The organism is Sphingomonas sp. 2SG, assembly GCF_005503285.1.
Classification (GTDB): Bacteria; Pseudomonadota; Alphaproteobacteria; order Sphingomonadales; family Sphingomonadaceae; genus Sphingomonas; species Sphingomonas taxi.
On the sequence record NZ_SCMZ01000017.1, the window covers coordinates 1 to 26,561 of the forward strand.

Sequence of the window (26,561 nt, forward strand, 5' to 3'; positions counted from 1 at the left end):
GGCCTTTAGACCGCTAGTCCTCTCATCTGGAGATTTTTTTTGGCCGACGCGGATTTTCGGAAGGTCGACCTGTTCGGCGACCCGGTCATGCCGCGCCACGAAGGCCGTGGACGACCGGAGCATGTCCGGACCCTTGCGAACTCCAACAAGGTCCTGCTGGCGTTCGCGCGCGGCCTGACGGTCAAAGAGGCGGCGACGGCGATCGGGGTCTCGGTCCCGACGCTGCGCAAGCATTATTCTTCCGAGGTCGCTCAGCGCGAGGCGGCAGCCATCCGGTTTGAAATGGTCCAGCTGAGCCGCCTCAACGAAGGCGCGAAGGCCGGCAGTGTCTCGGCTGAGAAGGAACTCGGCCGCCGGTTGGAGAAGGCCCGCATCGACCTGCTGTCGGATCAGGTTTCGCGGAACGCCCGCGCCCCGAAGGCGGAGAAGCTCGGCAAAAAGGCAACGATGCAGCAGGCGGCCGACGAGCTGCGTGGCCAGTACGAGGCGCCGCCCCCGCCGCCTGGGCTGCTGAACTGACATGGCGGCGCCGGCTTTCCAGCCGGTCTGGAGCACGGCGTGCCTGGACTGGGAAAAGCGGATCGTCGAGCGGCGCTCGCTGGTGCCGTTCACGCCGCTGTTCCCTAGCGAGGCTGCCGCAGCGCTCGACGTGTTCAAGTCGCTGCGAATGGTCGACGTCGCCGGCCAGCCGACCTTCGGCGAGGCATGCGAGCCATTCGTGTTCGACCTCGTCGAGGCGATCTTCGGCGCATACGATGCGAACAGCGGTCAGCGATTGATCGAGGAGTTCCTCCTCCTCATCAGCAAGAAGAACGGCAAGTCGACGATCGCGGCGGGGATCATGCTGACCGCGCTGATCCGCAATTGGCGGCACGGCGCATCGTTGAGCATCCTCGCGCCGACGCAGAAGGTGGCCGGCAACAGCTTCGGCCCGGCCGCCGCGATGGTCCGCGCCGATCCGGCGCTGAAGGTCATCTTGCACGTCATCGACAATCAACGGCTGATCCGGCACCGGAAGACGGGCGCCGAGTTGCAGGTGATCGCGGCTGACACCGGCACGGTCGGCGGCAGCAAGGCCGGCTTCGTCCTGGTCGACGAGCTTTGGCTCTTCGGGAAGAAGGCCAACGCCGAGTCGATGCTGGAGGAGGCGACCGGCGGTCTAGCGTCGCGCCCCGAAGGCTTCGTCATCTACCTGACGACGCATAGCGACGAGCCGCCGCGCGGCGTGTTCAAGGACAAGCTCGACTATTTCCGCGGCGTGCGCGACGGCACGATCGACGATCCGCGCAGCTTCGGCATGCTCTACGAGTGGCCGGAGCAGATGCGCGAGGACGAGGCGTACCTCGATCCAGACAACTTCTACGTGACCAACCCGAACATGGGCCGGTCGCAGTCGGTAGCCTTCATTCAGCGCAAGCTGCGGCAGGTAAAAGAAGGCCGGGGCGAGGACGGCGATACGTCCGAACAGATCGTGCTGGCTAAGTATCTTAACGTCGAGATTGGCCAGCGCCTCGCGCGGGATCGCTGGACTGGCGCTAAATTCTGGCCACGTTGCGCGATCCCGGTGCTGTCGTTGGATGACCTGATCCGGCGCAGTGAGGTGATCGTCGGTTCTGTCGACGGTGGCGGCTTAGACGATTTGCTCGGCCTCTGCCTGATCGGCCGCGAGAAGGGCAGCAAGCGGTGGCTGATCTGGGCGCATGCCTGGGCTTGGTCAATCGTTTGGAAACGCCGGCAGGACATCGTTTCGAAGCTCGACGAGCTGTTAGCGGAGGGATCGCTCACCCGGTGCGAGATGCCGGATGATGATGATCTCGGCGATGTTGCTGAAGGGGACGACGCGGATCTCGCCGACGACGATCTGACGGAGGATGTTCGCGGCGTCGTTGAGGTTCTCATCAAGGTTCGCGATGCGGGACTCTTCCCTGAGGAAGAGGCGATCGGTCTCGATCCCGCTGGTGTCGCGGCCATCGTCGACGAATTGGCCGCGAACGATTTCGACGACAAGATGCTGAAGGCGATCCCGCAAGGGTGGCGTCTCGGCAGTGCCATCAAAGGGCTGGCACGGAAATGCGCGGCGAGGACGGTCCGGCATGCCGGAACGGCATTGATGACCTGGTGCATCGGCAACGTGAAGCAGGAGCCTCGCGGTGCAAACGGCGTCGCCATCACGAAGCAGTCGCCAAGCGCCAAAATCGATCCTGCTGCGGCGATGTTTTCGGCCGCGATGCTGATGAGTCTTAACCCAGAGGCCGCCGGCGGCTTCGTCTACGAAGAAAGGGGCATGTTGGTAATCTGATGGCTAGCCCCGATGACTATCGCCGCGCGTCCAGGGGACGCTTCAACTCGTCCGACGGTCTGATGGCCGCCGCGCCGGTAGGAGGTCGCCCTGAGCCCTCCAACGTGACGGATGGCCGCTTCTTTGGGGATGAAACGTGGAACGTGCTGTCGGCCTCGATGCCGATGGAGGCGAACACCGCCGAAACGGCCGCACGTGTCGCAGCCGTGTTCTTCTGCGTCTCGATCATCGCCGAGGCGGTCGGCAGCCTGTCGCTGGAGTTCAAGGACGACAACGGTCCCCGCAACGACTTTCCGCTGGCGAACGTGCTGGCATACGAGCCCAACCACCTCCAGACGGGTGCCGAGTTCTGGGCGTCGATGGCTTTCACCTGTGTCTTGCGTGGCGAAGCGTTTGCCGAGCCGACCGTCGGGGTCGACGGGCTGGAGATCTGGGCGCTCAACCCGCTACGCACCGTGTCGAACTGGGGCGAGCGGAGCATGTCGCTCGATTACCAGCCTGAGATCGGACCGGTGCGTCGGCTGATGCCGCAGGAGCTGTTCTGGTTTACCGGGATCGCCGATGGTGGCCTGAAGCCGTTGACGCCATGGAAACAGGCGAAGGGCGCGATCGACTTCCAACTCGCTTTAGAGGTCGGCGCTCGCGCCTTCTTCCGCAACGATCGCCGACCCTCCGGCATCGTTACGACGGACAAGACGCTGACCGCCGAGTCCGCCGATCGGATCGCCGAGGGCGTTCGCGCATGGAAGCGCGGCGGTACGCCGGTCTTCGAGCAGGGCCTCAAGTACGATGCGGTCGCAAGCAGCAACAGCGACGCACAGCTGGTCGAACTGTTCAAGCAGCGCACTTTGGAGCTGGGCCGCTACTGGCGCATCCCGCGGTCGATGACGGGTGACGAAGGGGGCAACGCCGGCAATAACGAGCAGGACACCCGCTCGTTCGTGAACTGGGCGGTTCGGCCCCTGACGCGTCGCATGGAGCAGGCCGTCACCGTCCGTCTGCTGCCGCCGGACCTGCGACTTCAGAAGGTCCGGGCGAAGTTCAATCTGGACAGCATGCTGCGCGGCGACGCCGCCACCCAGTGGCGCAACGCCGTGCTTGCGCGAACGGCATCCATCCTCAGCGTCGACGAGATCCGGACGAATTGGTTCGGGCAAACGCCGGTCGGTGAGGATTGGTCGAAGGACCCACGTACGCCGCTCAACAGCAACCGCGCGGCTGACACCACGACGGGCGGCGAGACTGCCCCGCAAGACAAGGTGAACTGAGATGGACCGCATGCTCGCCTCGTCGGCGCTGTGGGCGATGCACCCTGGCTTTCTTGCCGAGCTGCTCAAGAGCGGGTCGCTCGACGCGATGGTGCCCGACTCGATTCGTGGCCTAGCAACCGCCATGGCCGGCGGCCGGGAAGCTGCGAAGCCGGCAGACCCGATCCGCGACGGATCGACGATCATCATACCGGTGACCGGAACGCTTGCGCCGCGCGGACTGTACGGCAGCACCTATTACGACACGCTGGCCGATCGCGTCCGCGAAGCTGCGGCCGATAGCAAGGTCGGGGCGATCATCCTCGCCGTGCGCTCGCCTGGTGGTTACGTCTGGGGTTGTGCCGAGGCGGGTGATGCCATCTACGAGGCTCGCGAAGCCAAGCCGATCGTAGCTGTCGCCGACCCCTATTGCTTCTCGGCGGCCTATTGGCTCGCGACCCAGTGCAGTGCCTTCTACTGCACCACCAGTGGCGAGGTCGGATCGGTTGGTGTCCGGTCGGGCCATTCGGACGTCAGCGGCTTCGAGCAGAAGATCGGCATGGTCACCACGCTGATCGCGTCGTCGCCGGACAAGATCGCCGGGCATCCCTATGCGCCGCTGACCGACGAGGATCGCGCGGAGATCCAGGCGTCCGTCGACGAGAGCAACGTCGCCTTCGCCAACGCCATCGCGCGCGGTCGCGGCATGAAGGCGAGCGAAGTCGCTGGTGCCCATGGCTCGGGCAAGACCTTCTCGGCACCGAAGGCGCTGGCGAACGGCGCGATCGACGGGATCGCCACGCTGCGCGACGTCGTCGCCAAATACAACACGAGCCGGTCGCGGCTGGCGCTGATGCGCCGGCAGGCAGCCGTCGCGGAGATGGCTGCGGCCATCTGACGAGATCCTCCATTGGGGAGGTACGGGGCGGCTTCGGCCGCCCTTTTTTATGGGCCACGCGCCCGCAACAAGGAACAGCCATGACGATCAATCTGGCGGTGCTCAGGACCGAGGCGCGTGCCACCGCGAAGCGGCAGCAGGAGCGCCTCAACACCGCGATCACCGAGAACCGCGACCTCACGGCCGAGGAGGAAGCCGCCGACAAGGCTGACGCCGAGAAGCTCGCGCGGCTGACCGCGCAGATCCAGCGCGCCGAAACCGCGATGGCCGCCGCGTCCGCGATCGGCGCCGATCCCGCGTCTCCCCCGCCATCGACCGGGTCCCCGGCGGCCAACGGCGGCACCGTGCCTGCGCAGCCCCGCGCTGCGCTCGACACCGGCGGTTTCCGTGATCTCGCGGAGTTCGCCGGCGCCGTCCGCTGTGCCAACCCGCAAGCGGGTCAGGGCTTCCGTGTGGACGATCGTCTGGCGGCGCCGACGAACGTCCACATGGAAGGCGGCGACGAGATGGGCAGCTATCTCGTGCCGCCCGAGTTCCGACAGCAGATCACCAACCTCGTGTTCGGCGAAGGCAACGATCCGATCATGGATCTGATCTCGCCGGAGGCCACGGGCAGCAATCGCGTCGTCGGTCTCGGCGATGAAACGACGCCTTGGGGATCGACTGGCGTCAAGGCGTTCTGGCGCGCCGAAGCCGAGCAGATGCGCCCGACCCGCTCGCAGCTGACGCCGCGCGAAACCAAGCTCAACGAGATCTACGCGTTCGTCCTCGCGAGCGAAGAGCTTCTGCAGGATGCGCCGCGTGTGGCCGGCCTGCTCACCAATCATGCGTCGGCCGCGATCCGCTGGACGGTCGCAGAAGCCTTCATGTTCGGCGACGGCGTCGAGAAACCGCTCGGATGGATGGCGGCCCCGGCGACCATCACCGTGCCGAAGGAGCCGGGTCAGGAGGCGATGTCCTTCACGCGGCGCAACTTCTTCCAGCTCTACTCGCGCATGATCATGCCGAGCCAGGCGACGTGGCTGATGAACAGCGAGGCGGTCGAAGCTCTTGCCGATCTCAACGACGAGGCGAAGCGCCCGGTCTGGCTGGAGAACTTCCACGACAGCCCCGGCGGTGCGATCCTTGGGCGCCCCGTGATCTTCAACGAGCACTCGCCTTCGTTGGGGCAGCGCGGTGACGTCCAGTTCGTCAATCCGAACGGTTACGAGGCGTTCCGCCGGCAGAACGCCGCGACGTTCGCCGAGTCGATCCACCTCTACTTCGACTATGCGCTGACCGCATATCGCTGGATGTTCCGCATCGGCGGACAGCCGGTGCTGTCGAAGCCGGTCCAGATGCCGAAGAGCAACCGGACCAAGTCGCACTTCGTCACGCTCGCCGAGCGCGCCTGAACCACCACCCCGGACCCGCGCCCCGCGCGGGCCGGCCGCAGGTGGCGGCCGGAGCAGAAGGACCTCATCGATGTTCCACAATCTCAACCTGTCCTCGCGCATCGGCGTGATCGGGGGCGTCAGCCCCCGCGCTGCCGGCGTCGGGACCGTGTCGACCGCATGGCTCGACATGCAGTCGCTCTTCACCGTCCTGGTGCTGATCAGCATCGGCGCATTCGGAGCGAATGCGACCGTCGATGCACAGATCGAGCAAGCGACCGACGCCAATGGCGCCAATGTGAAGCCGATCCCCGGCAGCCAGATCACGCAGCTCGTAGCGGCTGGCGGCAATGACCGGCAGGCGCAGATCAACCTTCGGCAGGAGGATTTCGATCGCAACGCCGGCTTTCGCTTCTTCCGGCTGACGGTGACCGTGGGAGGCGCTGCGACCCAGCTCGCCGCGTCGGTTATCGGCACCGACTTCCGCGCCGGCACCGGCACCCAGAACTCGGCGGCATCGCTCGCCCAGACCGTCGGCTGAGGAGGCCTCCAATGATCGAGTTTCTTCAGGACTACACCACCGAGGCCCTTCCCCCGGAGAGCTTCAAGAAGGGTCAGCAGGTCGAGCGGTCGGCGGGCAGCGAGGACTATTTCGTCGGCCGCGGCCTTGCAGGCTATGTCGTGGATGGGAAGCTGGTCGATGATCACTTCCGCCCGATCGTCACCAAGACCGTCGAAGTTGAGGTTGTCCAGCCCGGTGATCGTCGCGCGGATCTCGCGTTCCGTGCGGGCGAAGTGATGACCGGTCAGCCGCCCCGTGCGTCGTCCGGGCCGGGCGTCCCGTTCGTCGAGCCGGCCGCCGGCATCGCTGGCAGCCCTGCCGTCGTGCTCGAAGCCGAGATCGAGCGTCTGAAGACCGCACTAGGCACCAGCGAGGACTTGTTCCGCGACATGAACAACTCCCATGTCACGGACAAGGAAGGCATTCGGGCCGAAAACGAGCGGCTCAAGCAGGAGCTGTCCGATGCGAATGCCGAGGGTGACGACGCTGTGGCCGCCCGCGATCAGGCTGTCGCCGACCTCGCGGCGCTGCGCGAGCAGCACGACAAGGTGACCGCCGACTATGCCGAGCTGCGTCAGGCAGCCGACGCGGACGCGACGCGCATCGCCGATCTCGAGCAGCAGCTCGCCGCGGCAACCAAGCCGAAGACGACCAAGTAAGCGAAAGGCGGGGCGGCATGGCCATGACGTTGAAGGCTGCCGCCCCGCTCGACGCGGAAGCTGCGCTGCCGATGAAGCTGCTCATGCAGCATTTGAAAGACCCTGAAGGCGAAGACCTGATCGTCGCCTCGGCGCGCATGGGCGCGCTCGGTTGGTTGGAAAAGCGCGTCGGGATCTCGCTCACTCGGCGCAGATGGCGGGCGACCTATACCGATCTGACGCCGCACGAGCGTGTGATCCGCTTGCCGATGGGGCCGGCGTCGGTCGATGCCATCACCTACGGTCGGTCTGGTTTGACGCCGCAGGCATGCCCTGCATTGAGTTATGTTTTCGATGGCCTCGATCTGCGAACTGTGACGGGGCTTTCGTGGTTCGCGGCATTCGCCGACATGTCCGTCACGATCGAATATCAGGCGGGCTATCTCGACCTCGGCGCTGAGGAGCCGGCGTTGCAGACTGCCGCTCTGCTCCTCGCCGGCCACTTCTACCGCAACCGCGAGGAAAATACTGCCGCAGCGCTCGCCAACATGCCGTTCGGCGTCGAGATGCTGATCGGTGACATCCGCACCCCGGTGATGGCCTGATGGCAGGCCTTGCCGCCGGCTCGCTCGATCGACGCATCCGGATCGAGCGGCCTGTCGCCGATACCACGCTGGAAGGCGCGGGCTCGGGCACCTGGGAGCCTGTCGCCGAAGTCTGGGCGAGCGTGCAGGATGCGTTGCCGAGCCGCGGCGAACGCCTCGCCGAGGGGATCAACGTCGCTGCGCGGCCGGCGCGGGTGCGGATGCGCTTCCGCACCGATGTGACCGCCGCGATGCGGTTCGTGATGGGCGCGCGCGTCATGCAGATCATCGCCGGCCCAGCAGAGATCGGCTGGAAAGACGGTCTCGAATTCATGGTCGAGGATTACAGCTCGGCGGGCAACGGGGCCTGATGGCACCGGTTCGTGGCCGCGCCGAGGTGTCTCGCTACCTCCGCGACCTGCCGGCGGACCTCACCAAGGTGCTGCGCGGCGCCGGCCGTGCCGGTGGCGACGTGATCGCCGAGGAGGCGAAGCTGCGGTCGCGCTCCGACTATGTCAGCGAGAATATCGTCGCGAACAGCCAGATCGAGGCCGATCATATCCGTGTCACCGTGACGGTGAAGCCTGGCTATGCGCGATCGATGGCTATCTGGATGGAGTACGGCACCTCTCCGCACTTCATCTCGGTCGACGATCAGGTGCGGCAGGGTCGAACAGCCCGCCGCATCAATCGGAATGGCGATGCTGAGTTCAAGGCAACGCTCGTTATCAACGGCAAGCCGGTCGGTTCTACCGTCTACCATCCCGGTGCGCAGCCATTTCCGTTCCTGCGCCCCGCGCGCGACACGAAGGCCGGCGAGGCCATCGCCGCGGCGCAGGCTCATATCAATTCGCGCATCAGCGTCGGCGCCGTCCTGCCGGACAGTGGCGCCGAGGAGAAAGACCTATGAGCGGCGTCTCGATCGTCGGCGAGCTGCTGCGCGCCGCGGCGACCGTCACCAGTCGCGTGCCGCTCGACCGGATCAAGGCTGGCCGGCTGCCGGACGGGATACCGCTGCCCGCTATCCTGCTCCGGACAATCAGCTCTACCGAATGGCAGGCGCTGAGCCGCGAGGCGATCGTGCCGACCACCGACCGCGTCGCCGCGACGGTTCGGGCCGCCAGCTACCGCGAGCAGCGCGAGATCATGAAGCTGATCCTTGCTGCCTGTGCGGGGCAGACCGGCACGATCGCCGGCTTCGACAGCGTCGCCGTGCTCTCTGCCGGCGCCGGCCCGGACGTGGCCGGCCCGGCCGACAGCTTCGAGCAGACGCAGGATTTCCGCGTGTCCTTCGACGCGCCTTTCTGAGGAGACGACCCATGGCCGCCAAGAACACCGGCACCGCAAAGCACAACATCGCCACGCGATTTTTCAAGGACGCCGGCACCGGCAAGAGCTTCGAGGCCGGCAAGCCGGTGGAAGTCGATGACGACACGCTGGCGAATTACACTGCCGCTGGCCTGATCGACGCGCCGTCCGCCGCGCAGCAGCTGGTCGACGAGGCGAACGGCACCGCCTGATCCACTTTCCTGCCCGCGACAGGACTGTCCCGCCGGCTCCGCCGGCTCGCTGACCAAGGACGTAGATTATGACTGCAATGACTGCGGCGGGTTCCAAGCTCGCCATTTCCGTCGGCAGCCCGGCGACGGCTGACGTCGCCGGTGCTTCGGCGCTCACCTACACCGCGATCGGGAAGGTCGAGCAGCTGGGCGCATTCGGCGCCACGCAGGAGGTCGTGAACTTCCAGCCGCTCGACGGACCGCTGGAAAAGTACAAGGGGCCGAGCAACTCCGGCGCAATCCAGCCGCAGCTGGCGCACGATGACGAAGACGCCGGCCAGACGCTGCTGCGGACCGCAGCCGACGACAAGACCAGCAAGCTCTACTGGTTCCGCATCACCCTCCCGAACGGCTCGCGCCGTTTCTTCGGTGCCCGTGTGTTCGGCTATCCCGAGAACATCGGCGCCGCGAACTCGATGGTGATGGCGAACCCGTCGATCGAGATCAGCACCGACGTGCTGAAGGCGCCCGCCGCGGCCTAACCCTTTCCCAGTTCCGGCGCCCGCGACGCCGTCCATAACGTACCGGCTCGCCCCGCTATCGCGGGTGCGGGGCGGGTCGGTGCGACCATCCCCCGCGAGGATATTACCCATGAAGATCAAGACGCTCGCCGTCGCCGCCACCGCCTTCCTGCACCTGAAGGGGCCGGACGGCTCGTTCCTGTACGAGGACGACAAGGCCGCCGTCGGCATCGACCTCTACAGCCCCGGCTCGCCCGAATATGCCCGGATCGAAGAGCGCCAGTCGGCGCGCACGATCAGGCGCCTGCAGGACAACGACAACAAGGTCGCGCATGTCCCGGTCGAGCAGCGCCGCACCGAGTCCAGCGAGGATCTCGCCGACCTGACCGCCGGCTTCCGCAACATCGAGCACGATGGCAGCGATGGTGTACCGCTGTCGAACCGTGCACTTTATCTCGCTGTCTATTCCGATCCGACCCTCGGCTGGATCAAGGAACAGGTGGTCAAATTCCTGGGTGACTGGGGAAAGTTCACGGGCGGCTCGGCGACCAGCTGAGCCTCTACGTCCGGCACATGGCATGGCTCAATGCCGTGCCGAAGCCGGACCGGGACAGCAGGCGCGGGCAAGCCGAGGCGCCGCAAAACAAGCTGACCCGGCTGGAGGATCTGAAGCGGCAGAAGATCACGCCGCAGATGCCGCCGAACCCCGCGCCGCACATCATCGATCGTCTGATCGAGATGGGCATCACCGAAGCCGCCGGCATGGGTGCCGTGCCGCTGAGCTGGCGCGAGATCGTCGCGTGGCAGGAGGGGACATGGGTCAGGCTTCCTCCATGGGAAGCGCGTCTGATGCGTACCCTGTCGCAGGCGTACCTCACCGAAAGCCGCCTCGCCGAAAGCGAGAACCACCCGGCGCCGTGGCACTCAGGCCCGGACCGGCGCGCCATTGAAACCGAGCAGGCCCGCCTAGAAGCGGTGCTTGGCTGATTGAGAAAGGGAGGGCGTGAGCATGGATACGGGCTCTCCCGATCTCGGCGTCGATTTCGTCATCAACTTCGGTGACAGCTTCGGCGGCCTGAAGTCGCTCGACGATCTGATCGGCACGACCAGCGCTAACGCGGTGCGTGACTTCCAGCGCATTCAGGCATCGGTGTCGAACGGCCTCGATCTCAAGGACGCCTCGGCGCAGTTCAAGGCGCTGGGCGCGACCGCGACGCGCGAGCTGCGGTCTGCCGCGCTGGAAGCGGCGAGCGCCGAACGTGCCGGCGAATCGCTCGTGCGCCAGCTGGAGCGCCAGAACGCGACGTACGGCAAGAGCCGCACCGAGATCCGTGCCATGCGGGTCGAGGAGGCGGCGCTAGCCGCCGAGCGCACCCGCAACACCGACCTTGCCGCCCGGCTGCGGTCGGAGCTGACGCTGCTCGTGTCTGCGGAGGCGCAGACCGCGCAGGCGGCCGTGGTCGAGGCGCAGGCGATGCGCGAGGCCGCGCTCGCGCACCAGATGTTCGAGGCCCGTGTGCGTGCCGGCGTGCAGGCCATGAAGGAGCAGGAGGCCGCGCTCAAGGCAGACGCCATGGCTGCGCAAGCGCAGGAGCTGCGATCGGCCGCACGGGCGCACGAGATGTTCGAGGCGCGGGTGCGTACCGGCGTGCAGGCGCTGAAGGAAGAGGAAGCCGCCGCCAAGGCTGCATCCATGGCCGGCTATCAGCAGGAGCTGCGCTCGGCCGCGGCTGCGCACGATATGTTCGAGGCCGCCGCTCGCCGGGGAATCACGACGATGCGCGAGGCGGACGCCGCGGCCGAGCGTGATGCTGAGGCGCTGGCGAAGCTGCGCGCGATGCTCGATCCGGCCGCAGCGGCGCAGAACCGCCTCAACAGCGAGATCGCCGAGGCGCGTCGGGTGATGACCGCGGCGGGTCTGTCGGCCGAGGAGATGGCGCGGGCGGAGAGCATGCTGGCCGATCGCGCCAACGTGTCGGCCAAGCAGCACGACGCGATGGCGGGGGCCGCGCGCAAGAGCGGCTTTGCGTTGCAGACGATCGCACTCCAGCTCCCCGATATCACGCAGGGCCTGCTCACCGGGCAGAAGCCCATGACCGTGTTCATCCAGCAGGGCTTCCAGATCGTACAGGTCGCGCAGATGGCCGAGGGCGGCCTGCGCGGGTTCGGTCGCGAGGTTGCTGGTCTTGCCGTCCGGTTCGCGCCGTTGCTGGTCGGTCTGGCGGCGGCCGGCGCCGGTTTCGCGCTGTTCGCCCGGTGGGTCGGCGAAGGCGTCACCAACAAGCAGCTGACGCGCGACCTCGGCGATATCACCGGCGGGGCGGGTGCGACCAAGCAGGAGCTGTTCAAGCTGAAGGATGCGACCGTCGAATGGGGCGACGTGTCCAAGGCGCTGTTCTCGGAGGTCGGCAAGGACGTCGCCAGCGTGTTCGTCGGCGACATGAAGGCCATGGGCAAGGACGTGAAGGGCGTCCTCGACGATCTCACGTCGTACAGCCGCAAAGCGCTGGCTGGCCTGTATGCGGGCGTCGCCGGCACGAAGGCGTACATGGGCGAGATCAGCAGCCGCAAGGGGCTGGTGAACCTCGTTACGGGCGATCCTACCCTGATCGACCGCACCTATGGCGAGGCCTATCGCAAGGCGGATGCGTATCTCGGCAAGCTTGGCGCGCGGGTGAAGAAGGCGTCGATCCAGAACGCGCGTGAGCGTCTCGCCGGCACGATCGGGTTCAACAACACGCCTGCCCCGAAGGTCGATCATCACGCCGAGCAGCTCGCCCGCGAAGCGCAGGCGGCCGAGGCGCAGATTCGCAACCTCTACGAGCTGGCCAAGGCCTATAGCGTCTCGGGCGCAGCCGCCCTGATCGCCGAGGCCCGCGTCAAGGCGGAGAGCGCGGCGATCAAGAAGCGTGGCGATATCGAGATCATGGTCGACCGCGAGGTCCGGCTTGTCGTTGCTCAGCGCGTCAGCGACGCCGCCAAGGGAACCGCCGCGATGCGCGACCAGGCGCTCGCTCAAGAGACGGTCAACGGCATCATCGCCGAGGGCAATGTGCCGGCCTCCAAGGCCAATGATCTGCTGCGCGATCGGATGGCCGACCTCCCGCTCCTCGCGGCGCAGGAAGCGGCTTCCAGACGCAAGGATCTGATCGGTGCCGCGGCAGCAGAGCAGGCCCTTGACGATCAGCGCGCGGCGCGTGACCGGCTGACCGCGGCAGAGACCAAGGCGCGCTATCAATCCGCCATGGCGGGTGGCCGCGACCAGCTCGACACCCTCGCGGAAGAGCTGCGTCTCGTGGGTGCGACGGATGCGGCGCGGACGCATGCGCTCGCCACGTTGAAGGCAACGCAGGAAGCGCGTGCCAACGAGTTCACCGGCCGCGACGGCGCTGACTATGTGGCTCAGCAGGTCGCCATCGCCGATGCGCAGCAGGCCGTTACCGACAAGCAGAACGCCTTCAATGCGTCGCTGTCCGCGACGTCCGAACTGCTCGATGCCGTCGACCAGACCGCACAGCGCGCCGCGCAGGGCATGGCGGACGCCTTCGGCAATGTCGGTCAAGCCATTGGCGATGCCGCCACCATCATGACCGGCTACTACGCTGATCAGGCGCGACTTCAGGAGGAGCACCGCGCCGCGATCAAGGCCGCGAACGGTGACCAGACGCGTCTTGATCACGAGAGCCGCCTCTATGCGCTGCGGACGGCGTCGGCGCAGATCGGCGCCTATGGCGACATGGCATCGGCCGCCAGGGGGTTCTTCAAGGAAGGCACCGGCGGGTACAAGGCGATGGCGTCGGCCGAGAAGGTGTTCCGCGCTGTCGAACTCGCCATGGCGGTCAAGAACGCCGCGGTGCAGCTCGGCCTGAACGGCGGTGTCACCATCGCCCGCACCACCGCCGCGGCGACGGGCGCGGCCACCGATACCGCCTTCACCGCCGCGAGCGTCGCGAACTCGACCGTTCGCGCGGCGGCCGACGGCACCGCGGCCATGGCGAAGACTGCGGCATCGTCGCCGTTCCCGTTCAACCTCGCCGGCATGGCGGTAATGGCCGCCGCGCTCGCCTCGATCGGCGTTGCGACCGGGTTCTTCGGCGGCAGCGGCAAGAACACGCTGCCGAAGGCCAACGAGGGCACCGGCACCGTACTCGGCAACAGCACTACGCAGTCGGAGAGCCTCAAGCGCTCGATGGACGCGCTGAAGGAGGTCGACACGCTGACCAACACCTATGCGCGTCAGATGGCGGCTTCGCTGAAGTCGATCGACAGCCAGATCGGCAACGTCGCGGCGCTGGTCGTGCGCGCAGGCGACGTCAACGCGTCGGCGGGCGTCACGGAAGGGTTTAAGTCCGACACGACCGGCAAGCTGCTCTCGGGCATCGTGACGGGCGGCGGGCTGTTCTCGAAGATCCCGGTCGTCGGCAGCATCATCGGCGCGGTCGGCGGCCTCATCGGTTCGCTGTTCGGCTCCAAGACGACGGTCGTCGGCAGCGGTCTCTACGGCAAGGATCAGCAGCTCGGCAGCGTGCTCGCCGGCGGATACGACGCCTCCTATTATTCGGATATCGAAAAGCAGAAGAAGTTCCTCGGGATCAAGACGGGGACGTCCTATTCAACCAAGTACAGCGCCGCTGACGCTGGCCTGGAGAACCAGTTCACGCTGATCCTGAAGCAGTTCAACGATGCGATTGCCGCCTCGGCCGGGCCGCTCGGCATCGCTACCAGCGACGTGCAGGCACGGCTCAACAGCTTCGTCGTCAGCATCGGCAAGATCGACCTGAAGGGTCTCACTGGTGAGCAGATTCAGGAGAAGCTGACCGCGGTGTTCGGTGCCGCAGCCGACAAGATGGCAGCGACGGCGATTCCTGGCCTGGAACGCTTCCAGAAGGTTGGCGAGGGCGCGTTCGAGACGCTTGTCCGCGTCGCCTCAACTGTGGAGGCGGTCGGCGCCTCGTTGGACCTGCTCGGCACCGCGACGCGCGGCTTCAGCATTGATGCCAAGATCGCGCTCGCCGACCAGTTCGACAGCGTCAGCGACCTGACCAGTGCGGCAGGCGCCTATTTCGAGGCGTTCTACAGCAAGGAAGAGCAGGCGGCCGCCAAGACCGCGCAGTTCGCCAAGGTGTTCGACAGCCTCGGCATGGCCATGCCGTCGAGCCTCGCCGGCTTCCGCCAGCTCGTCGACGCGCAGGATCTCACCACCGCGGCCGGGCAGGCGACCTACGCCACGCTGCTGAAGCTGGCACCGGCGTTCGCCGATCTGCAATCGGCAATGGAAGGCGCGAAGAGCGCGGCTGACATCGCGTCCGAGCGGCAGGATCTCGAACGCCAGTTGCTGGAATTGCAGGGCAACACGGCGGCTCTTCGCGCGCTCGATCTCGCCAAGATCGACGTCAGCAACCGCGCATTGCAGCAGCAGATCTGGGCGATCCAGGATGCGCAGGAAGCGGCCAAGGCCGCCGAGGCGCTGCGCGATGCGTGGTCGTCGGTCGGCGACAGCATCATGGATGAGGTCAAGCGCATCCGCGGTCTCACCGATACGGCAAGCGGAAACGGCTTCGCGACGCTGATGGGGCAGTTCAACGCCGCGACCGCGTCCGCTCGCGCTGGCGATCAGGACGCCGCCAAGAGCCTGCCGGCGCTAAGCCAAGCGCTGCTTTCCGCCGCGGCCGATCGGGCGACCAGCCGGCAGGAGCTGGAGCGCGTACGGGCGCAGACGGCCGCCAGCTTGGAAGCGACGTACGGCGTCGTGGGCGCGCTCGCGAGGGGCGTGGCGACGTCCAACAAGGGAACCGCGGCCGCAGACGGCGGAGCTGCCGCAGCGGCCGCCGCAGCGGTGTCGACGATGCCGGCGAACGATGATGCGCTGGCCACTGCTTTCGCAGAGCTAAAGGAGGAAGTGGCTGCCATGCGGCGTGACAACAATTCCGGGCAGGCCGCCATCGTCAACAACACCAAGGCGACCGCCCGCATCCTCGATGCCGTTACCTCGGACCATAGCGGTCAAGCGATCAGCATCGGGAATGCAGCATGAGGGTTGTCACCGAGACCGGTACGATCGAGCTGGGGACGGTCGAGACGTCCCCGACGATCAGCATCACCGACTATAGCCGCCGGACTACCGACGAGTTCGGCGTCACGACCGTCGTCAAGCGCGGTTTCGCGCGACAGATCTCCGTCCGGCTGGCGGTGCCAACCGTCGGCGTGGACGCGCTCCAGCGGCAGCTCGCCGATCTGCGCGCCACGTCAGCGACGTGGATCGGCGACGATCGCTATGACAACCTCACGGTCCGCGGGTTCTACAAAAGCTTCGAGGTCGATCACGCGGTTCCGCCGATCAGCTATTGCACGCTGACGGTCGAGGGCCTGACCGGCGAGGCCGAGTTCACCGACAATGGTGTCGACCCCGCGGCAGGCGGCAAACCATCGACGTTGCAGGTGTTGCAGCCGATCACGGTCACCGACGCCGTCCTGACGTCGAGCAGCGTCGCTGAGGATGACGCAATCGAATGGTCCTCGGCAGGCGGCTATCCTGCCGGGACCCGTGTGGTCCGCCGCGGCACGCACCGCGTCTACCAAAGCATCATCGCCAGCAACATCGGCAACGATCCGGCCTCGACCGTCGGCGCGTGGCTCGACGTCGGCCCAACGAACCGCTGGGCGATGTTCGATCAGGCGATCGGGTCGACCACCACCGACGACAATGCCATCACCGTTGCACTGCGGCCGGGGCCGGCGGTGTCCGGGCTGGCGATCCTCGACACCAATGCCGCGAGGGTGCGCGTCCAGGCACCGAGCTATGATCGCACCGTCGTTGTGACGGGCGGTGCTACGTCGGCGTTGTTCCTGGATCTGATCGCGGCTGCCGGTGCGAGCCTGACCGTCACGTTGACGGCCGTCGGCAACAGCGCGCAGCGCGTGCTGCTGGAGGATGCCGCCGCCTTTGACGACACCGGCACCTTCCGGGATACCGTCGCGGGCACCGCCTCGGCAGAACCGCCCAGGTGGGACGATACTGGGGCGGTGCGCGACACGACGAAATGGCAGGACACCCGCGTCGGAGATGGCACGGTTTCGGTCGGAACGCTCATGGTCGGCACGCTGCGCCCGCTCGGCCGCACCGGTTCGTCGCCAACCTCGGGCATCACCGACTATAGCAAGCGCGAGACGGACGACTTCGGCGAGATCGCGATCGTACCGCGCGCATGGGCAAAGCGGATGGCGGCCAAGGCGCTGATCCGTACCGACGCTGTCGATCAGGTCATCGGGCGTATCGCCGCGGTGCGTGCGGTGCCGTCGCTATGGCTCGCGGATCGGGCCACCGAAAGCCTCACCGTCTATGGGTTCTTCAAGGACTTCTCGGTTGAGGTTGGCCAGTCGGTCAGCACGGTGTCGCTCTCGATCGAGGGTTTCAGCGAAGCGGCGACCGTCGCGCCGCTCACCATTCCATGGACCAGCGTCACCGATCCCGACGGCACCAAGCCGACGGACGATGCTGATAACACGGGTAAGAACACGTCGAAGGATACGGACGCCGTTGCCGGCGTCCCGGCCGGACAGGTGATCGCCGATGCGGAATCGGTGAAGCGCCGGTCGGAGATCCTCGAAACAGTCACGATCCCTGCGATCAACCGGGCGGTTGCGGCGGCCGAAGCTCTGATCAAGGCCGCGGGCGATAAGGCCGATGCGGCGCTTGCCGATCTCAATCGTCGGCTGTTGGCAGGAGGCATTGCTCTCGACGCGGCGCTGGCTGCCGCAGATCGTGTCGTGGTGGCGGCGCGCGCCGAAGCTGATCAAGCGACGGCGCGCGCGAACGCCCGCATCGATGCCGCGATGAGCGATCTCAACGCCGAGGCGAACCGCGCGCAGGGCAAGGACGAGCTGCTCGATCGGCGCATCGACACCCTTACGGTCGTCACCAACAAGAACGACGGCGAGGTACGCGCGCTGATCGAGACCGAGCGGCTGGTCCGTACAGACGACGTCCGGTCGATCGCGCGACGCATCGATAGCGTCGTCACCGACTTTACGAGCCGTGACGCAGTCACCAACACGCGCATCACGACGCAGGTCACCGCCCTCTCGGCGGCCGACAAGGCGCTCGGCGAGCGCATCGACACGGTCACCACCGAGTTCAAGGCGGCGGACGCGGCGACCAGCACCCGCATCACGGATTCGGTCGCAGCATTGTCCGATGCAGATACCGCGATCGGTCGCCGTATCGACAGCGTGGTGACCGACGTAACCACCAAAGATGTCGCCACTCGCGCGGAGATCAGCCGCGTCGAGCTGGCATCGTCGACCCGCGACACGGCGCTCGGGCAACGCATCGACACGGTGACGACCGATTATAAAGCGCTCGACGCAGCGACGCAGGCTCGGATCACGACCCAAGTCACGGCGCTCTCGTCTGCCGATAAGGCCCTCGGTGAGCGCATCGACACCGTCACCACCGACTTCAAGGCGGCAGACGCGGCGACCAGCACGCGGATCACTGATTCGGTCACCGCGCTGGCCGCCGCAGATACAGCGATCGGCAAGCGCGTCGACGCCATCGTGACCGACGTCACCACCAAGGACACCGCCACCCGCGCCGAAATCAGCCGGGTCGAGCTTGCGTCGACGACCCGCGACACCGCACTCGGGCAGCGCATCGACACCGTCACCGCCGACTACAAAGCGGCCGATACCGCGACCGGGACCCGGATCACGACGGAAGTCGCGGCACTCAGCAGCGCGGATGCCGCAATCGGCCGCCGGATCGACACCATCGCCACCGATTATCTCGGGCGCGACGCCACGACCAATTCGCGCATCACCACGTCGGTGACGGCCCTCAGCGATGCCGACACGGCGATCGGGCAACGGATCGACTCGATCACGACCGACTATGTCAGCCGGGACAGCAAGACGAACACGCGCGTCGACCAGACCAACAGCGCGATGAGCGAGGCCGATCGCGCCCTCGGCATCCGCGTCGACACGGTGTCGGCTGCGCTGTTGACCACGAATACCGACGTCCGCGCCGAGATCAGTCGTGTCGAGCGAGCATCGGTCGACCGCGACACATCCCTTGCGCAGGTCAGCGACACGATCACGGCGTCTTTAAACGATGCTCGGGCACGTCTGGGCAGCGTCGAGACTGCTGTAACCGATGGCCGGTTTGCTTCGGCCCAGCGGGTATCAAACCTCGAAGCGCAGGTGAATGGCTCCGGCGGCGATCTGACGGCGAAGATCGACGAGCGGGTGACGGCGGTCGTCGACCCGAAGATCGGCGCCGTGACCCAAAGCGTCACCGACCTGCGCAGCGCGTACAACGGCACCGCCGCCACCGTGCAGCAGCAGGCCGGCACGCTGGTCGACCTTGCTGGCAAGGCCACAGCCTATGTCCGCCTGCTCGCCGATGGCGGTAACGGGGTCGCTCGGCTCAGCCTCTGGTCGGATCAGTTTGGCGGGGCTTGGGAGCTGATCGGCAACGGTCGGATTGGCGGCAACCTCGTCGTCGACGGCACGATCACGACGAGCAAGGTCGGCGCCAACCAGATGACCAACGGTGCCGCCAACAGCAACATGGCGGGGAGCGGCGTCAGCCAGGAGACTGACGGCGAGACGGAGCGGCTGTCGATCCTCAGCTCGGGCGGGCGCATGCTCGTCAACGTGCAGTCGGACGGCCGGCGCACCGGCGGCTCGGGCATCATGTCGGTGCAGCTATGGGCGGCGTACAGCGGCGGTAGCATCCCGCTGTCGCGCGAGGTGGCATTCTCGCCGTCGACGACGGCCGTGCCGGTGTCCTTCTTCCATCAGGTTTTATTCAACGCGGGTGAAACCGTCCAGTTCTACCTCCGCTATTACGTCCGCACGGCAAATACGTCCTGGGCGTACAGCAGCGCAGCCATCGCCGTGACCGAATTCAAGCGCTGACACCCGAGGGCATCATCATGGAATATTGGATTGTCTACGACCTCGTTTCGGGCATCGAGCGCTATCGTGGTGCCGGCTCTGTTGGCACCGCCGAGCTGCAATCGCTGCCTGAGGGGCTCGGCATCGCGCTGGTGCCGGCGGCAGCGGTGCAGCAGGCGGACGTCGACCTCGACGTGATCCGCGCGGCCGTTGTCGGCCAGATCGACATGCAGGCGGAGCAGGCGCGGCAGGTCTTCCTTACGTCGGGCGCGGGCCAGGCGCTGACCTATCAGCGCAAAGAAGCCGAGGCGCGGGCGTGGGTGGCCGACCATGCCGCGGCCGTCCCGTTCCTTGCGGCCGAGGCAGCGACGCGCGCCGTGCCGATCGCCGAGCTGGCCGCCGCTGTAATCAAGCGGGCGGACACATGGACGGCGGCCGCTGCCGCGATCGAGGCGCTTCGGATCGGGGCGAAGGCCGCCGTTGCCAATGCCGCAACGCTCGGCGCGATTGTCAGCGCAAGCCGCGTTGCCTGGAGCTCCATCCTTTCCCCGTCGGCTGATCGAGGTGACGCATGAACGCTTCCGCAACCAGCAACTATATCGGCGAGGCGATGAGGGCGACGACCGCCCTCGCGCCGCCTTCGCTGGCCGACAATCCCGGCCTGCTTGCGTGGAACCTGTTCGTCATGACGGCCGCCATGTGCCTAGGCCTGATGATGGCCGGCAAGCAAGGCCGCCGCATCTGGAAGGCCCGATCCATTGACCATCCGACCGATCCCGTGTCGGTTTATCGTCTCATCGTCTTCCTCGCCGGCTGCGCGATCGCCAGCCGCGGTGCCGCCGAGGCGGTCAGTCTCTGGTCTTGGTCATCCGGCGACGTTGGCACGATCGAGCGCGTCGCCGAGGCCAAGCGGTGGCTCGACCCTGTGTCAGTCGGCTGCGGCTTCCTGTGGATGGCGATCCACGTGCTCGCCGAGCCTGTAATCGAGCATCAGCTTCGCAAGGCCCCCCTGCCTGTCGATATGTGGTCGCGGTGGCCGGAGTTGCGCCGCGCCGCCCTGGTGCTGGTGGTCAGCCTGTTGATGGCGGGTGCCGCCGTCGGGCTTCGATGATGAGGGAAGCGGTTATCTCTGCCGCGCCCGCCGCCACCGTGCCGGTTATCTGGTCGGTGCTGGGCTATTCGTTCCCGGCGGGCTCAATGTGCGTCGGGCTGCTCACCTGCTTCATGGTCCGGCTGTTCATCACCCTCGACGCCAAGGGGCCGAAACGGTGGCTGCTCGACGGCATCGTTACCGGGATCGCCTTGCTCGTCACCGCCGTGTGGATCGTTGAGCATCAGGTCGACCTCTTCGCAGCCCTCGGCACGGGCGGCATGTGCGGCGCAGCTGGCGCGGGCATCATCACCTTTTTCAAGCGCCGTGGCCAAAGCGCCATCGACGCGCTCGATGCCGTCATTCCCGGCAAGCGGCCCGTGCCGCCCGACATGACCGCCACGTTACGCGAGATCGACAAGAACCCCTGACCCGTCCCTGCGAAAGCGCGGGGACCCCACCTGGAGATAATCGACATGACGACGGCATTAGAGCCGGCGTGGCTTCGTGCTGCGCGGGCGAAGCTTGGCACGCGTGAGGCGGCCGGGGCGGCGAACAATCCGACCATCATCGGCTGGGCAAAGAAGCTCGGCGCGAAGGTGCTTGGCACGATCTACAACGCAGATAGCGTGCCGTGGTGCGGCTTGTTCGTTGCCACCTGCGTCGCCGAAGCCGGCTTGCCGGTCGTCTCGATCGCATTGCGAGCCGCGTCCTGGTCGTCGTGGGGCGTCCCGCTGTCGCCCGACAAGCTCGCGCCGGGCGCCGTTCTCGTCTTCAAGAGGGAAGGTGGTGGCCACGTTGGCTTCTACCTCGGCGAGGATGCCGCGGCCTATCACGTCCTTGGCGGTAACCAGAGCGATGCCGTCACCATCACGCGGATCGCGAAGGATCGCTGCGTCGCGCGGCGTTGGCCGGCGGGCCGGCCCCTCGGCAGCGGCCCCGTCGCGATGAAGGCCATCGCTGGCCTTCCCCTATCGAGAAACGAGGCGTGACGCGTCGGCTGTCGTCAGTGCTCGCCGATTATGGCGAGGATCATGTCGCGTTCTTCTGTCCCGGCTGCGACCACACCCACGTCCTGTCGATATCCGGACCGGGCGCGGTTTGGGGCTGGGATCGGAACGTGGAACGCCCGACGTTCACGCCGTCGGTGCTGATCCAGTCCGGCCACCACATTCCATCGCAGGCGGGGAAGCGGTGCTGGTGCGACGCCAATCGCGAGCGGGTGGAGCAGTGCAAGGAGCCGTACGGCTTCACCTGCGGCGTCTGCCATTCCTTCGTCGTGGATGGCCAGATCCAGTTCCTGTCGGACTGCACCCACCACCTCGCGGGGCGGACGGTCCCGCTTCCTCCCTATCCACGTCGCTGATCAGGAGCGCCCCATGAAGATCCCTACGTTCCTCCGTGGCGTGCTCGGTTTCCTGCCGAGAGCCCTTATCAAGGTCGTCCCGACCGATACGCAGAAGATCGTCGCCGTTCTTCTGACGTTGCCGATTGCGTCGGACGCCAGCGACAACATCCTCGCGCTGGCAAATGACAGCCTTTCCGGCAGACAGAAGGCCGATATCGTCATCGGTAAGGCGCTGCCCGCCTTGGTTGGCTTGATCGCCGACAAAGGCATGGTGGTGCCGGACGGCGACGTCGAGGATATCGCCCGCGAGCTGGTGCAGACCCTTTACAATCAGGTCGCCTCGCCTCGCGCCGCGCTGCTCGCGCGCGCCCTCCTGCCGCTGTTCGGCGTCAAATGAGCGGCACCGGCCGCGTCGTGCATGTCGACGCCGGCACGGTCCCCAACACCAACGAGGCGGCGCGCCGCGTGCTGGTCGACCGGCTGACGGGCGAGCGCCTCCTGTTCTTCGTGCCGATCGGCGACGACCCGCCTGAGGGAACGCCGATCGCCTGGGGATCGCGCCACGCATGGTGGCCCGGTCACCGCGTGAAGAAGCTCAGCAACGAGATCGATCCCGACGCTCCGCTCCGCTGACCCCCCCCTTAATCCTTCCCGCCTTAGGAGTGTCCGCGCATGTCCGTGCTGACGAATATCCCGAATAATGCGTCCGCCCGAGACTGGCGCGACACGGTAAATGCGCTGATCGGCCGCGTCACCGCGCTTGAAGCAGCCGGCGTTCCAGTGGCGGTTCCGGCGCCTAAGTTCACGACGCAGCCGAGCCTAAGCCCGACCAGCGGTACGGCTGGCACGACGCTCTTCGCAGCAACGCCGGGCGTCGTCAGCAACGGCGCTGTCATCTCGCGCGTCTGGCTGCTGAATGGCACCGCGATCAGCAACGGCATTACCGCGCTGCCGGCATCGTCGGGCACGCTCACCTACCAGGAGACCGCGTCGGGCGCCGGCGGGACGACCACTTCGACGGTACAGGTTGCGGCGGTTGCTGCGGCTACCGCTACGCCGACGCCGGCTCCCGCCTTCACTTCGCAACCAAGCATTAGCCCAAGCAGCGGCACGGCTGGCGCGACGACCTTTACCGCCACCCCCGGCATGGTCAGCAACGGCTCAATCACCTCGCGATCGTGGACGATCAACGGCACGGTGATCAGCTCCGGGCTTACTGCGTCGCCGGCATCGTCCGGCACGCTGTCCTATCAAGAGACGGCGACCGGCTCGGGCGGCGCCATGCAGTCGACGGTTGTGCAAGTCACCGTCGCAACCGCAGCCGCGGCCGCGCCTACCTTCACGGCGCAGCCGTCGATCAGCCCGAGCAGCGGCACCGCCGGCGCGACGACCTTCACTGCAACGCCCGGTACCGTCAGCAACGGCACCGTCACGTCGCGCGCGTGGTCGCTCAACGGCAGCGTGATCAGCACCGCCCTTACCGCCGCACCGGCCGCGGCCGGCACGCTGACCTATCAGGAGACTGCGACCGGCACGGGAGGCACGGCAACGTCAACCATTCGCAGCGTCACGGTAGCGGCGGCGGCGGTCACGCCCGCGCCAGCCTTCACTGCACAGCCGACGATCAGCCCAAGCAGCGGCGCTGCTGGCTCGACGACCTTCACCGCCACACCGGGCACCGTGTCGAACGGCTCGATTGCCTCGCGTTCGTGGACGCTCAACGGAACCGTTATCAGCAGCGGCCTTACCGCGACGCCTGCTTCCGCTGGCACGCTCGTCTATCAGGAGGTCGCGAGCGGCTCGAATGGCACCGCGCAGTCGTCGGAGGTGTCTGTCACCGTATCGGCAGCGGCAGCGACGCCTGCGCCGGCCTTCACCGCGCAGCCGACTGTCAGCCCGAGCGGCGATGCGGCGGGAACCACCTTCACTGCCACCCCCGGGACGGTATCGAACGGGACGGTTTCATCGCGTTCGTGGACGCTCGATGGGACGGTGATTAGCACCAGCGTCACCGCGACGCCCACCTTTGCCGGCACGCTGGTCTATAGGGAGGTCGCGACTGGCTCGGGCGGCACCACGCAGTCGTCGGCAGTGTCCGTAACTGTTTCGGCATCGGCCGGCGCCGACTTCACCATGACGCAACTCGCCGCGCCGAATCGCATCTATCAGCGTCAGACCCTTACCGGCGGCGGGCAGGGTAAGGGCGCTGGCACGATCTCGGTTGCCGTCAACGTCGCATCGCTTGGTACCCCCCGGTTTCGGACGCGCGCGGCTGACGGTTCGATTCTTCAGGCGAGCACCGCACTTCCCGCGTTCACCGCAACGGGTGCGCAGACTCTTCAGGTCACGGGCATCGATGCCCGCGCCGGATGGTTTTATCTCGACCTCTCTGCCGACGGATCGACGTGGAAGAACGGCACCGTGCTAGTTGGTATGGGTCGCCTCGTCGCCATGTCGGGTCAGTCGCAGGCCGTCCGGCAGTTCGGCAAGATGCCGTCCTACAGTGGCACCAACGCTTCGCTTGGGGTGTCGATCGAGCCGAATAGCGCGGTCTTCGCTCGCTATTCTGACAGCTCGCGCAGTGTCACAACCCCGGCCTGGGCCGTCCCCGCCGATAGCTCAAATTATGACAGCACCTTCGTCGCCGAGTTCCTCCGCCGGCAGGTCGCCGATCGTGGCGTCAATTGCGGCGTGATCGGCCACGCTGTTGGTGCGACAGCCATCTCGACGTGGCAGCCGGGGCAGACAAACAACGCCGACCTGCGCGCCGTCCTTGAGGCGGCCGGCGGCTTCGAGGCCTTCTATTGGCACCAGGGCGGCGACGACGCCGGCGGCGGCACCAGCGCTGCGGCCTATCAGACGGGGCTTAGCGGCATCTTCGGCGATCTGGCGGCGCGGAATGCAGCCCGTGGTTCGTCGTTCGAGCGCTACGTGACGACGATGGCGACCCGGACCTCGGGCGGTGCAGGCTCGACGGCTTCGGTGCAGACGATCCGCAAGGCGGCGCTTGATTGGTCGGCGTCGAATGGAGCGACCTACCTCGAACCGCACGATGTCGTGCTTGAGGACGCCGTTCACCAGGGGCAGCCGGGCAGCATCACCCTTGCCCGTCACCTCCATCGTGCCACCACCGCTGCCACCGATCAGGGGCCGACGATCGTTTCTGGCACCCGCTCCGGCGTCGCGATCACGCTCACCACGTCGGCGGCCGTGTCGCTCGTCGGCAGCCCGACCGATCGCTTTGCCGTTTTCGCGGCCGGCACGTCGGCGACTGCGCTGGCAATCGCGAGTCTTGCCGCCAGCGGAACGAAGATCACCGTCACCCTGTCGGCCGATCCGGGCAGCACGGCGCTTGACTTGCATTGGCTCCGTCATCCCGACCCGTCGGGCAGCGGTGCGGCGGCAAACATGATCTACGACACGTATAACGCCGACGGTATTTCGATCGGGCGTCAGCTGCAGCCGACATTATCGGGGCCGGTCGGTATCGCCGCAATCGCCACCCCCACGCCTTCGCCGACTCCCACGTCCACCACCATGAAGGACACCTTCACGGCGGCAGACGGGACGGCGATCAGCGGTCGCGCGCTTGATACCGGGCAAGTTTGGTCGGCCAAGTCGGGGACCTGGACGACCAGCGGAGGCCAGATGCGCGCCGATGGCAGCGGCGTCATCATGGTCGATACGGCCGTGTCGTCGCCGAATTACGATGTCGAAGGCGACCTCATCTTCCTCAATAGCGGCTCGAATAACCAGAATGCCTTCCTCATCGGCCACGGCTCGCAGGACGGCGCGAACCGCTTCCAGGCGGGTTTCTACGGGTCGCTTGGTCGGATCTGGTCGATCGGTCCGGTCACCGGCAACGGCTACTCGAACAAGACGGACGTCGCCTCTGCGAATGTCACCGACAACGTCACCTACAAGGTGAAGGTGCAGTTCAGGCTCGATACGTCCACCAACAAGGTCACGACCACCCTGATCGTCGATGGCGTTACGATCGGCGCCTATGTCGGTGATGCGGGGACTTACACCTCTGCGGGCTATGCCGGCGTGCGCCAGTCCGGCTCGTCAACGCCGACGGATACGACCGGCGTTCGGTGGGACAACTTCACGGTCACGCCGATCTAACGGTTTCCGCTTGAGCGACGCGCTTGCTTAAGCGGTAAACCCGAAAAGGGTTACAGCTAGCACGAGCACTACCAGCACCCATTGGACGGCAGAATTGTCGAGAGCCCGGCGGATCATGGTTCTACCTCATAGCGACCAATGATCCGCCTCTCTAAACGAGGTGTAAGTTGATCGCTAGGGTAGGGAGTGCGGCGCTGAAGCGGGCCGGAACCGCCCTTTTTTGTTTCAGCCTACAGATGTGTCGCGGAAGATCGTGACGAGCATGCCGGCGGCGATCAGAACCAACAAGACCGGCACTCCTACGAGCACCTCAGCAATTTCGACAACTCTCTTCATCATCCGCCCCCACTGTCCCACTTCGGGAACGCCCCGGTTGGTTGCCGCGTCATAGCTGTACGGCTTGAAGCCGCATACCGGAATTCTCTGTCCACTGAGAGTTACGCAGCCGATCAAACGAAAGATGCACCTCACGAC

At 66.4% G+C, this 26,561-nt stretch carries 26 protein-coding genes; 25 read left to right on the forward strand and 1 reads right to left on the reverse strand.

Annotation, left to right across the window (positions count from 1 at the left end):
- The first annotated feature begins 39 nt into the window (after positions 1–39).
- From FFS23_RS08965 to FFS23_RS09085, 25 genes are all read left to right on the forward strand, one after another.
- Positions 40–519: a hypothetical protein gene (locus FFS23_RS08965; protein ID WP_137898338.1), complete on the forward strand. Its 480-nt coding sequence runs from the start codon at positions 40–42 to the stop codon at positions 517–519.
- A 1-nt stretch (position 520) separates the two neighbouring features.
- A complete protein-coding gene (locus FFS23_RS08970) occupies positions 521–2,299 on the forward strand; it encodes a terminase large subunit (RefSeq protein WP_137898339.1) in 1,779 nt (592 codons plus the stop codon).
- Positions 2,299–3,567, forward strand: coding sequence for a phage portal protein (locus FFS23_RS08975; protein WP_137898340.1), 1,269 nt, complete (start codon positions 2,299–2,301; stop codon positions 3,565–3,567). The genes FFS23_RS08970 and FFS23_RS08975 overlap by 1 nt, the downstream gene beginning before the upstream one ends.
- 1 nt (position 3,568) lies before the next feature.
- Positions 3,569–4,444: a S49 family peptidase gene (locus FFS23_RS08980; RefSeq protein ID WP_137898341.1), complete on the forward strand. Its 876-nt coding sequence runs from the start codon at positions 3,569–3,571 to the stop codon at positions 4,442–4,444.
- 80 nt (positions 4,445–4,524) lie between these two features.
- On the forward strand, positions 4,525–5,838 hold the full coding sequence (locus FFS23_RS08985) for a phage major capsid protein (RefSeq protein ID WP_137898342.1): 1,314 nt from the start codon (positions 4,525–4,527) through the stop codon (positions 5,836–5,838).
- A 70-nt stretch (positions 5,839–5,908) separates the two neighbouring features.
- Positions 5,909–6,358: a hypothetical protein gene (locus FFS23_RS08990; RefSeq protein ID WP_137898343.1), complete on the forward strand. Its 450-nt coding sequence runs from the start codon at positions 5,909–5,911 to the stop codon at positions 6,356–6,358.
- 11 nt (positions 6,359–6,369) lie between these two features.
- Positions 6,370–7,038, forward strand: coding sequence for a hypothetical protein (locus FFS23_RS08995; protein WP_137898344.1), 669 nt, complete (start codon positions 6,370–6,372; stop codon positions 7,036–7,038).
- A 17-nt stretch (positions 7,039–7,055) separates the two neighbouring features.
- Positions 7,056–7,622 carry a head-tail connector protein gene (locus FFS23_RS09000; protein WP_137898345.1) on the forward strand — a complete coding sequence of 189 codons (567 nt, stop codon included), beginning with the start codon at positions 7,056–7,058 and terminating at the stop codon, positions 7,620–7,622.
- Positions 7,622–7,972 carry a head-tail adaptor protein gene (locus FFS23_RS09005; RefSeq protein WP_137898346.1) on the forward strand — a complete coding sequence of 117 codons (351 nt, stop codon included), beginning with the start codon at positions 7,622–7,624 and terminating at the stop codon, positions 7,970–7,972. Before FFS23_RS09000 ends, FFS23_RS09005 begins: the two co-directional genes overlap by 1 nt.
- The gene (locus FFS23_RS09010; RefSeq protein WP_137898347.1) at positions 7,972–8,511 is read left to right on the forward strand and encodes an HK97-gp10 family putative phage morphogenesis protein; all 540 of its coding nucleotides are present in this window, start codon (positions 7,972–7,974) and stop codon (positions 8,509–8,511) included. The genes FFS23_RS09005 and FFS23_RS09010 overlap by 1 nt, the downstream gene beginning before the upstream one ends.
- A complete protein-coding gene (gene gp17 / locus FFS23_RS09015; RefSeq protein ID WP_137898348.1) occupies positions 8,508–8,909 on the forward strand; it encodes a tail completion protein gp17 in 402 nt (133 codons plus the stop codon). The genes FFS23_RS09010 and gp17 overlap by 4 nt, the downstream gene beginning before the upstream one ends.
- A gap of 11 nt (positions 8,910–8,920) precedes the next feature.
- Complete coding sequence (locus FFS23_RS09020; RefSeq protein WP_137898349.1) at positions 8,921–9,121, forward strand: hypothetical protein; 201 nt, start codon at positions 8,921–8,923, stop codon at positions 9,119–9,121.
- Positions 9,122–9,198: 77 nt separating this feature from the next.
- Positions 9,199–9,642 carry a hypothetical protein gene (locus FFS23_RS09025; RefSeq protein ID WP_249340603.1) on the forward strand — a complete coding sequence of 148 codons (444 nt, stop codon included), beginning with the start codon at positions 9,199–9,201 and terminating at the stop codon, positions 9,640–9,642.
- A 109-nt stretch (positions 9,643–9,751) separates the two neighbouring features.
- The gene (locus FFS23_RS09030) at positions 9,752–10,177 is read left to right on the forward strand and encodes a hypothetical protein (protein ID WP_137898351.1); all 426 of its coding nucleotides are present in this window, start codon (positions 9,752–9,754) and stop codon (positions 10,175–10,177) included.
- Between the two features lie 17 nt (positions 10,178–10,194).
- On the forward strand, positions 10,195–10,608 hold the full coding sequence (locus FFS23_RS09035; RefSeq protein ID WP_249340604.1) for a hypothetical protein: 414 nt from the start codon (positions 10,195–10,197) through the stop codon (positions 10,606–10,608).
- Between the two features lie 469 nt (positions 10,609–11,077).
- Entirely contained in the window at positions 11,078–15,655 is a 4,578-nt protein-coding gene (locus FFS23_RS09040; protein ID WP_137898353.1) for a phage tail length tape measure family protein, read from the forward strand.
- Entirely contained in the window at positions 15,652–19,542 is a 3,891-nt protein-coding gene (locus FFS23_RS09045; protein ID WP_137898354.1) for a hypothetical protein, read from the forward strand. The genes FFS23_RS09040 and FFS23_RS09045 overlap by 4 nt, the downstream gene beginning before the upstream one ends.
- A gap of 17 nt (positions 19,543–19,559) precedes the next feature.
- Positions 19,560–20,096: a hypothetical protein gene (locus FFS23_RS09050; protein WP_137898355.1), complete on the forward strand. Its 537-nt coding sequence runs from the start codon at positions 19,560–19,562 to the stop codon at positions 20,094–20,096.
- Positions 20,093–20,632: a hypothetical protein gene (locus FFS23_RS09055; protein ID WP_137898356.1), complete on the forward strand. Its 540-nt coding sequence runs from the start codon at positions 20,093–20,095 to the stop codon at positions 20,630–20,632. The genes FFS23_RS09050 and FFS23_RS09055 overlap by 4 nt, the downstream gene beginning before the upstream one ends.
- Positions 20,632–21,042, forward strand: coding sequence for a hypothetical protein (locus tag FFS23_RS09060; protein WP_137898357.1), 411 nt, complete (start codon positions 20,632–20,634; stop codon positions 21,040–21,042). The genes FFS23_RS09055 and FFS23_RS09060 overlap by 1 nt, the downstream gene beginning before the upstream one ends.
- A gap of 45 nt (positions 21,043–21,087) precedes the next feature.
- A complete protein-coding gene (locus tag FFS23_RS09065) occupies positions 21,088–21,603 on the forward strand; it encodes a TIGR02594 family protein (RefSeq protein WP_137898358.1) in 516 nt (171 codons plus the stop codon).
- Entirely contained in the window at positions 21,600–21,977 is a 378-nt protein-coding gene (locus FFS23_RS09070) for a ubiquitination-like system serine protease family protein (protein WP_137898359.1), read from the forward strand. Before FFS23_RS09065 ends, FFS23_RS09070 begins: the two co-directional genes overlap by 4 nt.
- A gap of 13 nt (positions 21,978–21,990) precedes the next feature.
- Positions 21,991–22,356, forward strand: a complete 366-nt coding sequence (locus FFS23_RS09075) for a hypothetical protein (RefSeq protein ID WP_137898360.1) — start codon at positions 21,991–21,993, stop codon at positions 22,354–22,356.
- Entirely contained in the window at positions 22,353–22,592 is a 240-nt protein-coding gene (locus FFS23_RS09080; RefSeq protein WP_137898361.1) for a hypothetical protein, read from the forward strand. Before FFS23_RS09075 ends, FFS23_RS09080 begins: the two co-directional genes overlap by 4 nt.
- 39 nt (positions 22,593–22,631) lie before the next feature.
- A complete protein-coding gene (locus FFS23_RS09085) occupies positions 22,632–26,087 on the forward strand; it encodes a beta strand repeat-containing protein (protein ID WP_137898362.1) in 3,456 nt (1,151 codons plus the stop codon).
- A 225-nt stretch (positions 26,088–26,312) separates the two neighbouring features.
- Here FFS23_RS09085 and FFS23_RS09090 read toward each other — a convergent pair whose 3' ends face one another.
- The gene (locus tag FFS23_RS09090; RefSeq protein WP_137898363.1) at positions 26,313–26,558 is read right to left on the reverse strand and encodes a hypothetical protein; all 246 of its coding nucleotides are present in this window, start codon (positions 26,556–26,558) and stop codon (positions 26,313–26,315) included.
- Positions 26,559–26,561: the final 3 nt, after the last annotated feature.

Coding starts and splice junctions, on each gene's coding strand:
- FFS23_RS09055 (WP_137898356.1), top strand. CDS start 20,093: ATGAACGCTTCCGCAACCAGCAACTATATCGGCGAGGCGATGAGGGCG.
- FFS23_RS09000 (WP_137898345.1), top strand. CDS start 7,056: ATGGCCATGACGTTGAAGGCTGCCGCCCCGCTCGACGCGGAAGCTGCG.
- FFS23_RS08985 (WP_137898342.1), top strand. CDS start 4,525: ATGACGATCAATCTGGCGGTGCTCAGGACCGAGGCGCGTGCCACCGCG.
- FFS23_RS09085 (WP_137898362.1), top strand. CDS start 22,632: ATGTCCGTGCTGACGAATATCCCGAATAATGCGTCCGCCCGAGACTGG.
- FFS23_RS09035 (WP_249340604.1), top strand. CDS start 10,195: ATGGCATGGCTCAATGCCGTGCCGAAGCCGGACCGGGACAGCAGGCGC.
- FFS23_RS09025 (WP_249340603.1), top strand. CDS start 9,199: ATGACTGCGGCGGGTTCCAAGCTCGCCATTTCCGTCGGCAGCCCGGCG.
- FFS23_RS08980 (WP_137898341.1), top strand. CDS start 3,569: ATGGACCGCATGCTCGCCTCGTCGGCGCTGTGGGCGATGCACCCTGGC.
- FFS23_RS09020 (WP_137898349.1), top strand. CDS start 8,921: ATGGCCGCCAAGAACACCGGCACCGCAAAGCACAACATCGCCACGCGA.
- FFS23_RS09010 (WP_137898347.1), top strand. CDS start 7,972: ATGGCACCGGTTCGTGGCCGCGCCGAGGTGTCTCGCTACCTCCGCGAC.
- FFS23_RS08995 (WP_137898344.1), top strand. CDS start 6,370: ATGATCGAGTTTCTTCAGGACTACACCACCGAGGCCCTTCCCCCGGAG.
- FFS23_RS09005 (WP_137898346.1), top strand. CDS start 7,622: ATGGCAGGCCTTGCCGCCGGCTCGCTCGATCGACGCATCCGGATCGAG.
- FFS23_RS08970 (WP_137898339.1), top strand. CDS start 521: ATGGCGGCGCCGGCTTTCCAGCCGGTCTGGAGCACGGCGTGCCTGGAC.
- FFS23_RS08990 (WP_137898343.1), top strand. CDS start 5,909: ATGTTCCACAATCTCAACCTGTCCTCGCGCATCGGCGTGATCGGGGGC.
- FFS23_RS08975 (WP_137898340.1), top strand. CDS start 2,299: ATGGCTAGCCCCGATGACTATCGCCGCGCGTCCAGGGGACGCTTCAAC.
- FFS23_RS09060 (WP_137898357.1), top strand. CDS start 20,632: ATGAGGGAAGCGGTTATCTCTGCCGCGCCCGCCGCCACCGTGCCGGTT.
- FFS23_RS09045 (WP_137898354.1), top strand. CDS start 15,652: ATGAGGGTTGTCACCGAGACCGGTACGATCGAGCTGGGGACGGTCGAG.
- FFS23_RS09080 (WP_137898361.1), top strand. CDS start 22,353: ATGAGCGGCACCGGCCGCGTCGTGCATGTCGACGCCGGCACGGTCCCC.
- gp17 (WP_137898348.1), top strand. CDS start 8,508: ATGAGCGGCGTCTCGATCGTCGGCGAGCTGCTGCGCGCCGCGGCGACC.
- FFS23_RS09065 (WP_137898358.1), top strand. CDS start 21,088: ATGACGACGGCATTAGAGCCGGCGTGGCTTCGTGCTGCGCGGGCGAAG.
- FFS23_RS09050 (WP_137898355.1), top strand. CDS start 19,560: ATGGAATATTGGATTGTCTACGACCTCGTTTCGGGCATCGAGCGCTAT.
- FFS23_RS09075 (WP_137898360.1), top strand. CDS start 21,991: ATGAAGATCCCTACGTTCCTCCGTGGCGTGCTCGGTTTCCTGCCGAGA.
- FFS23_RS09030 (WP_137898351.1), top strand. CDS start 9,752: ATGAAGATCAAGACGCTCGCCGTCGCCGCCACCGCCTTCCTGCACCTG.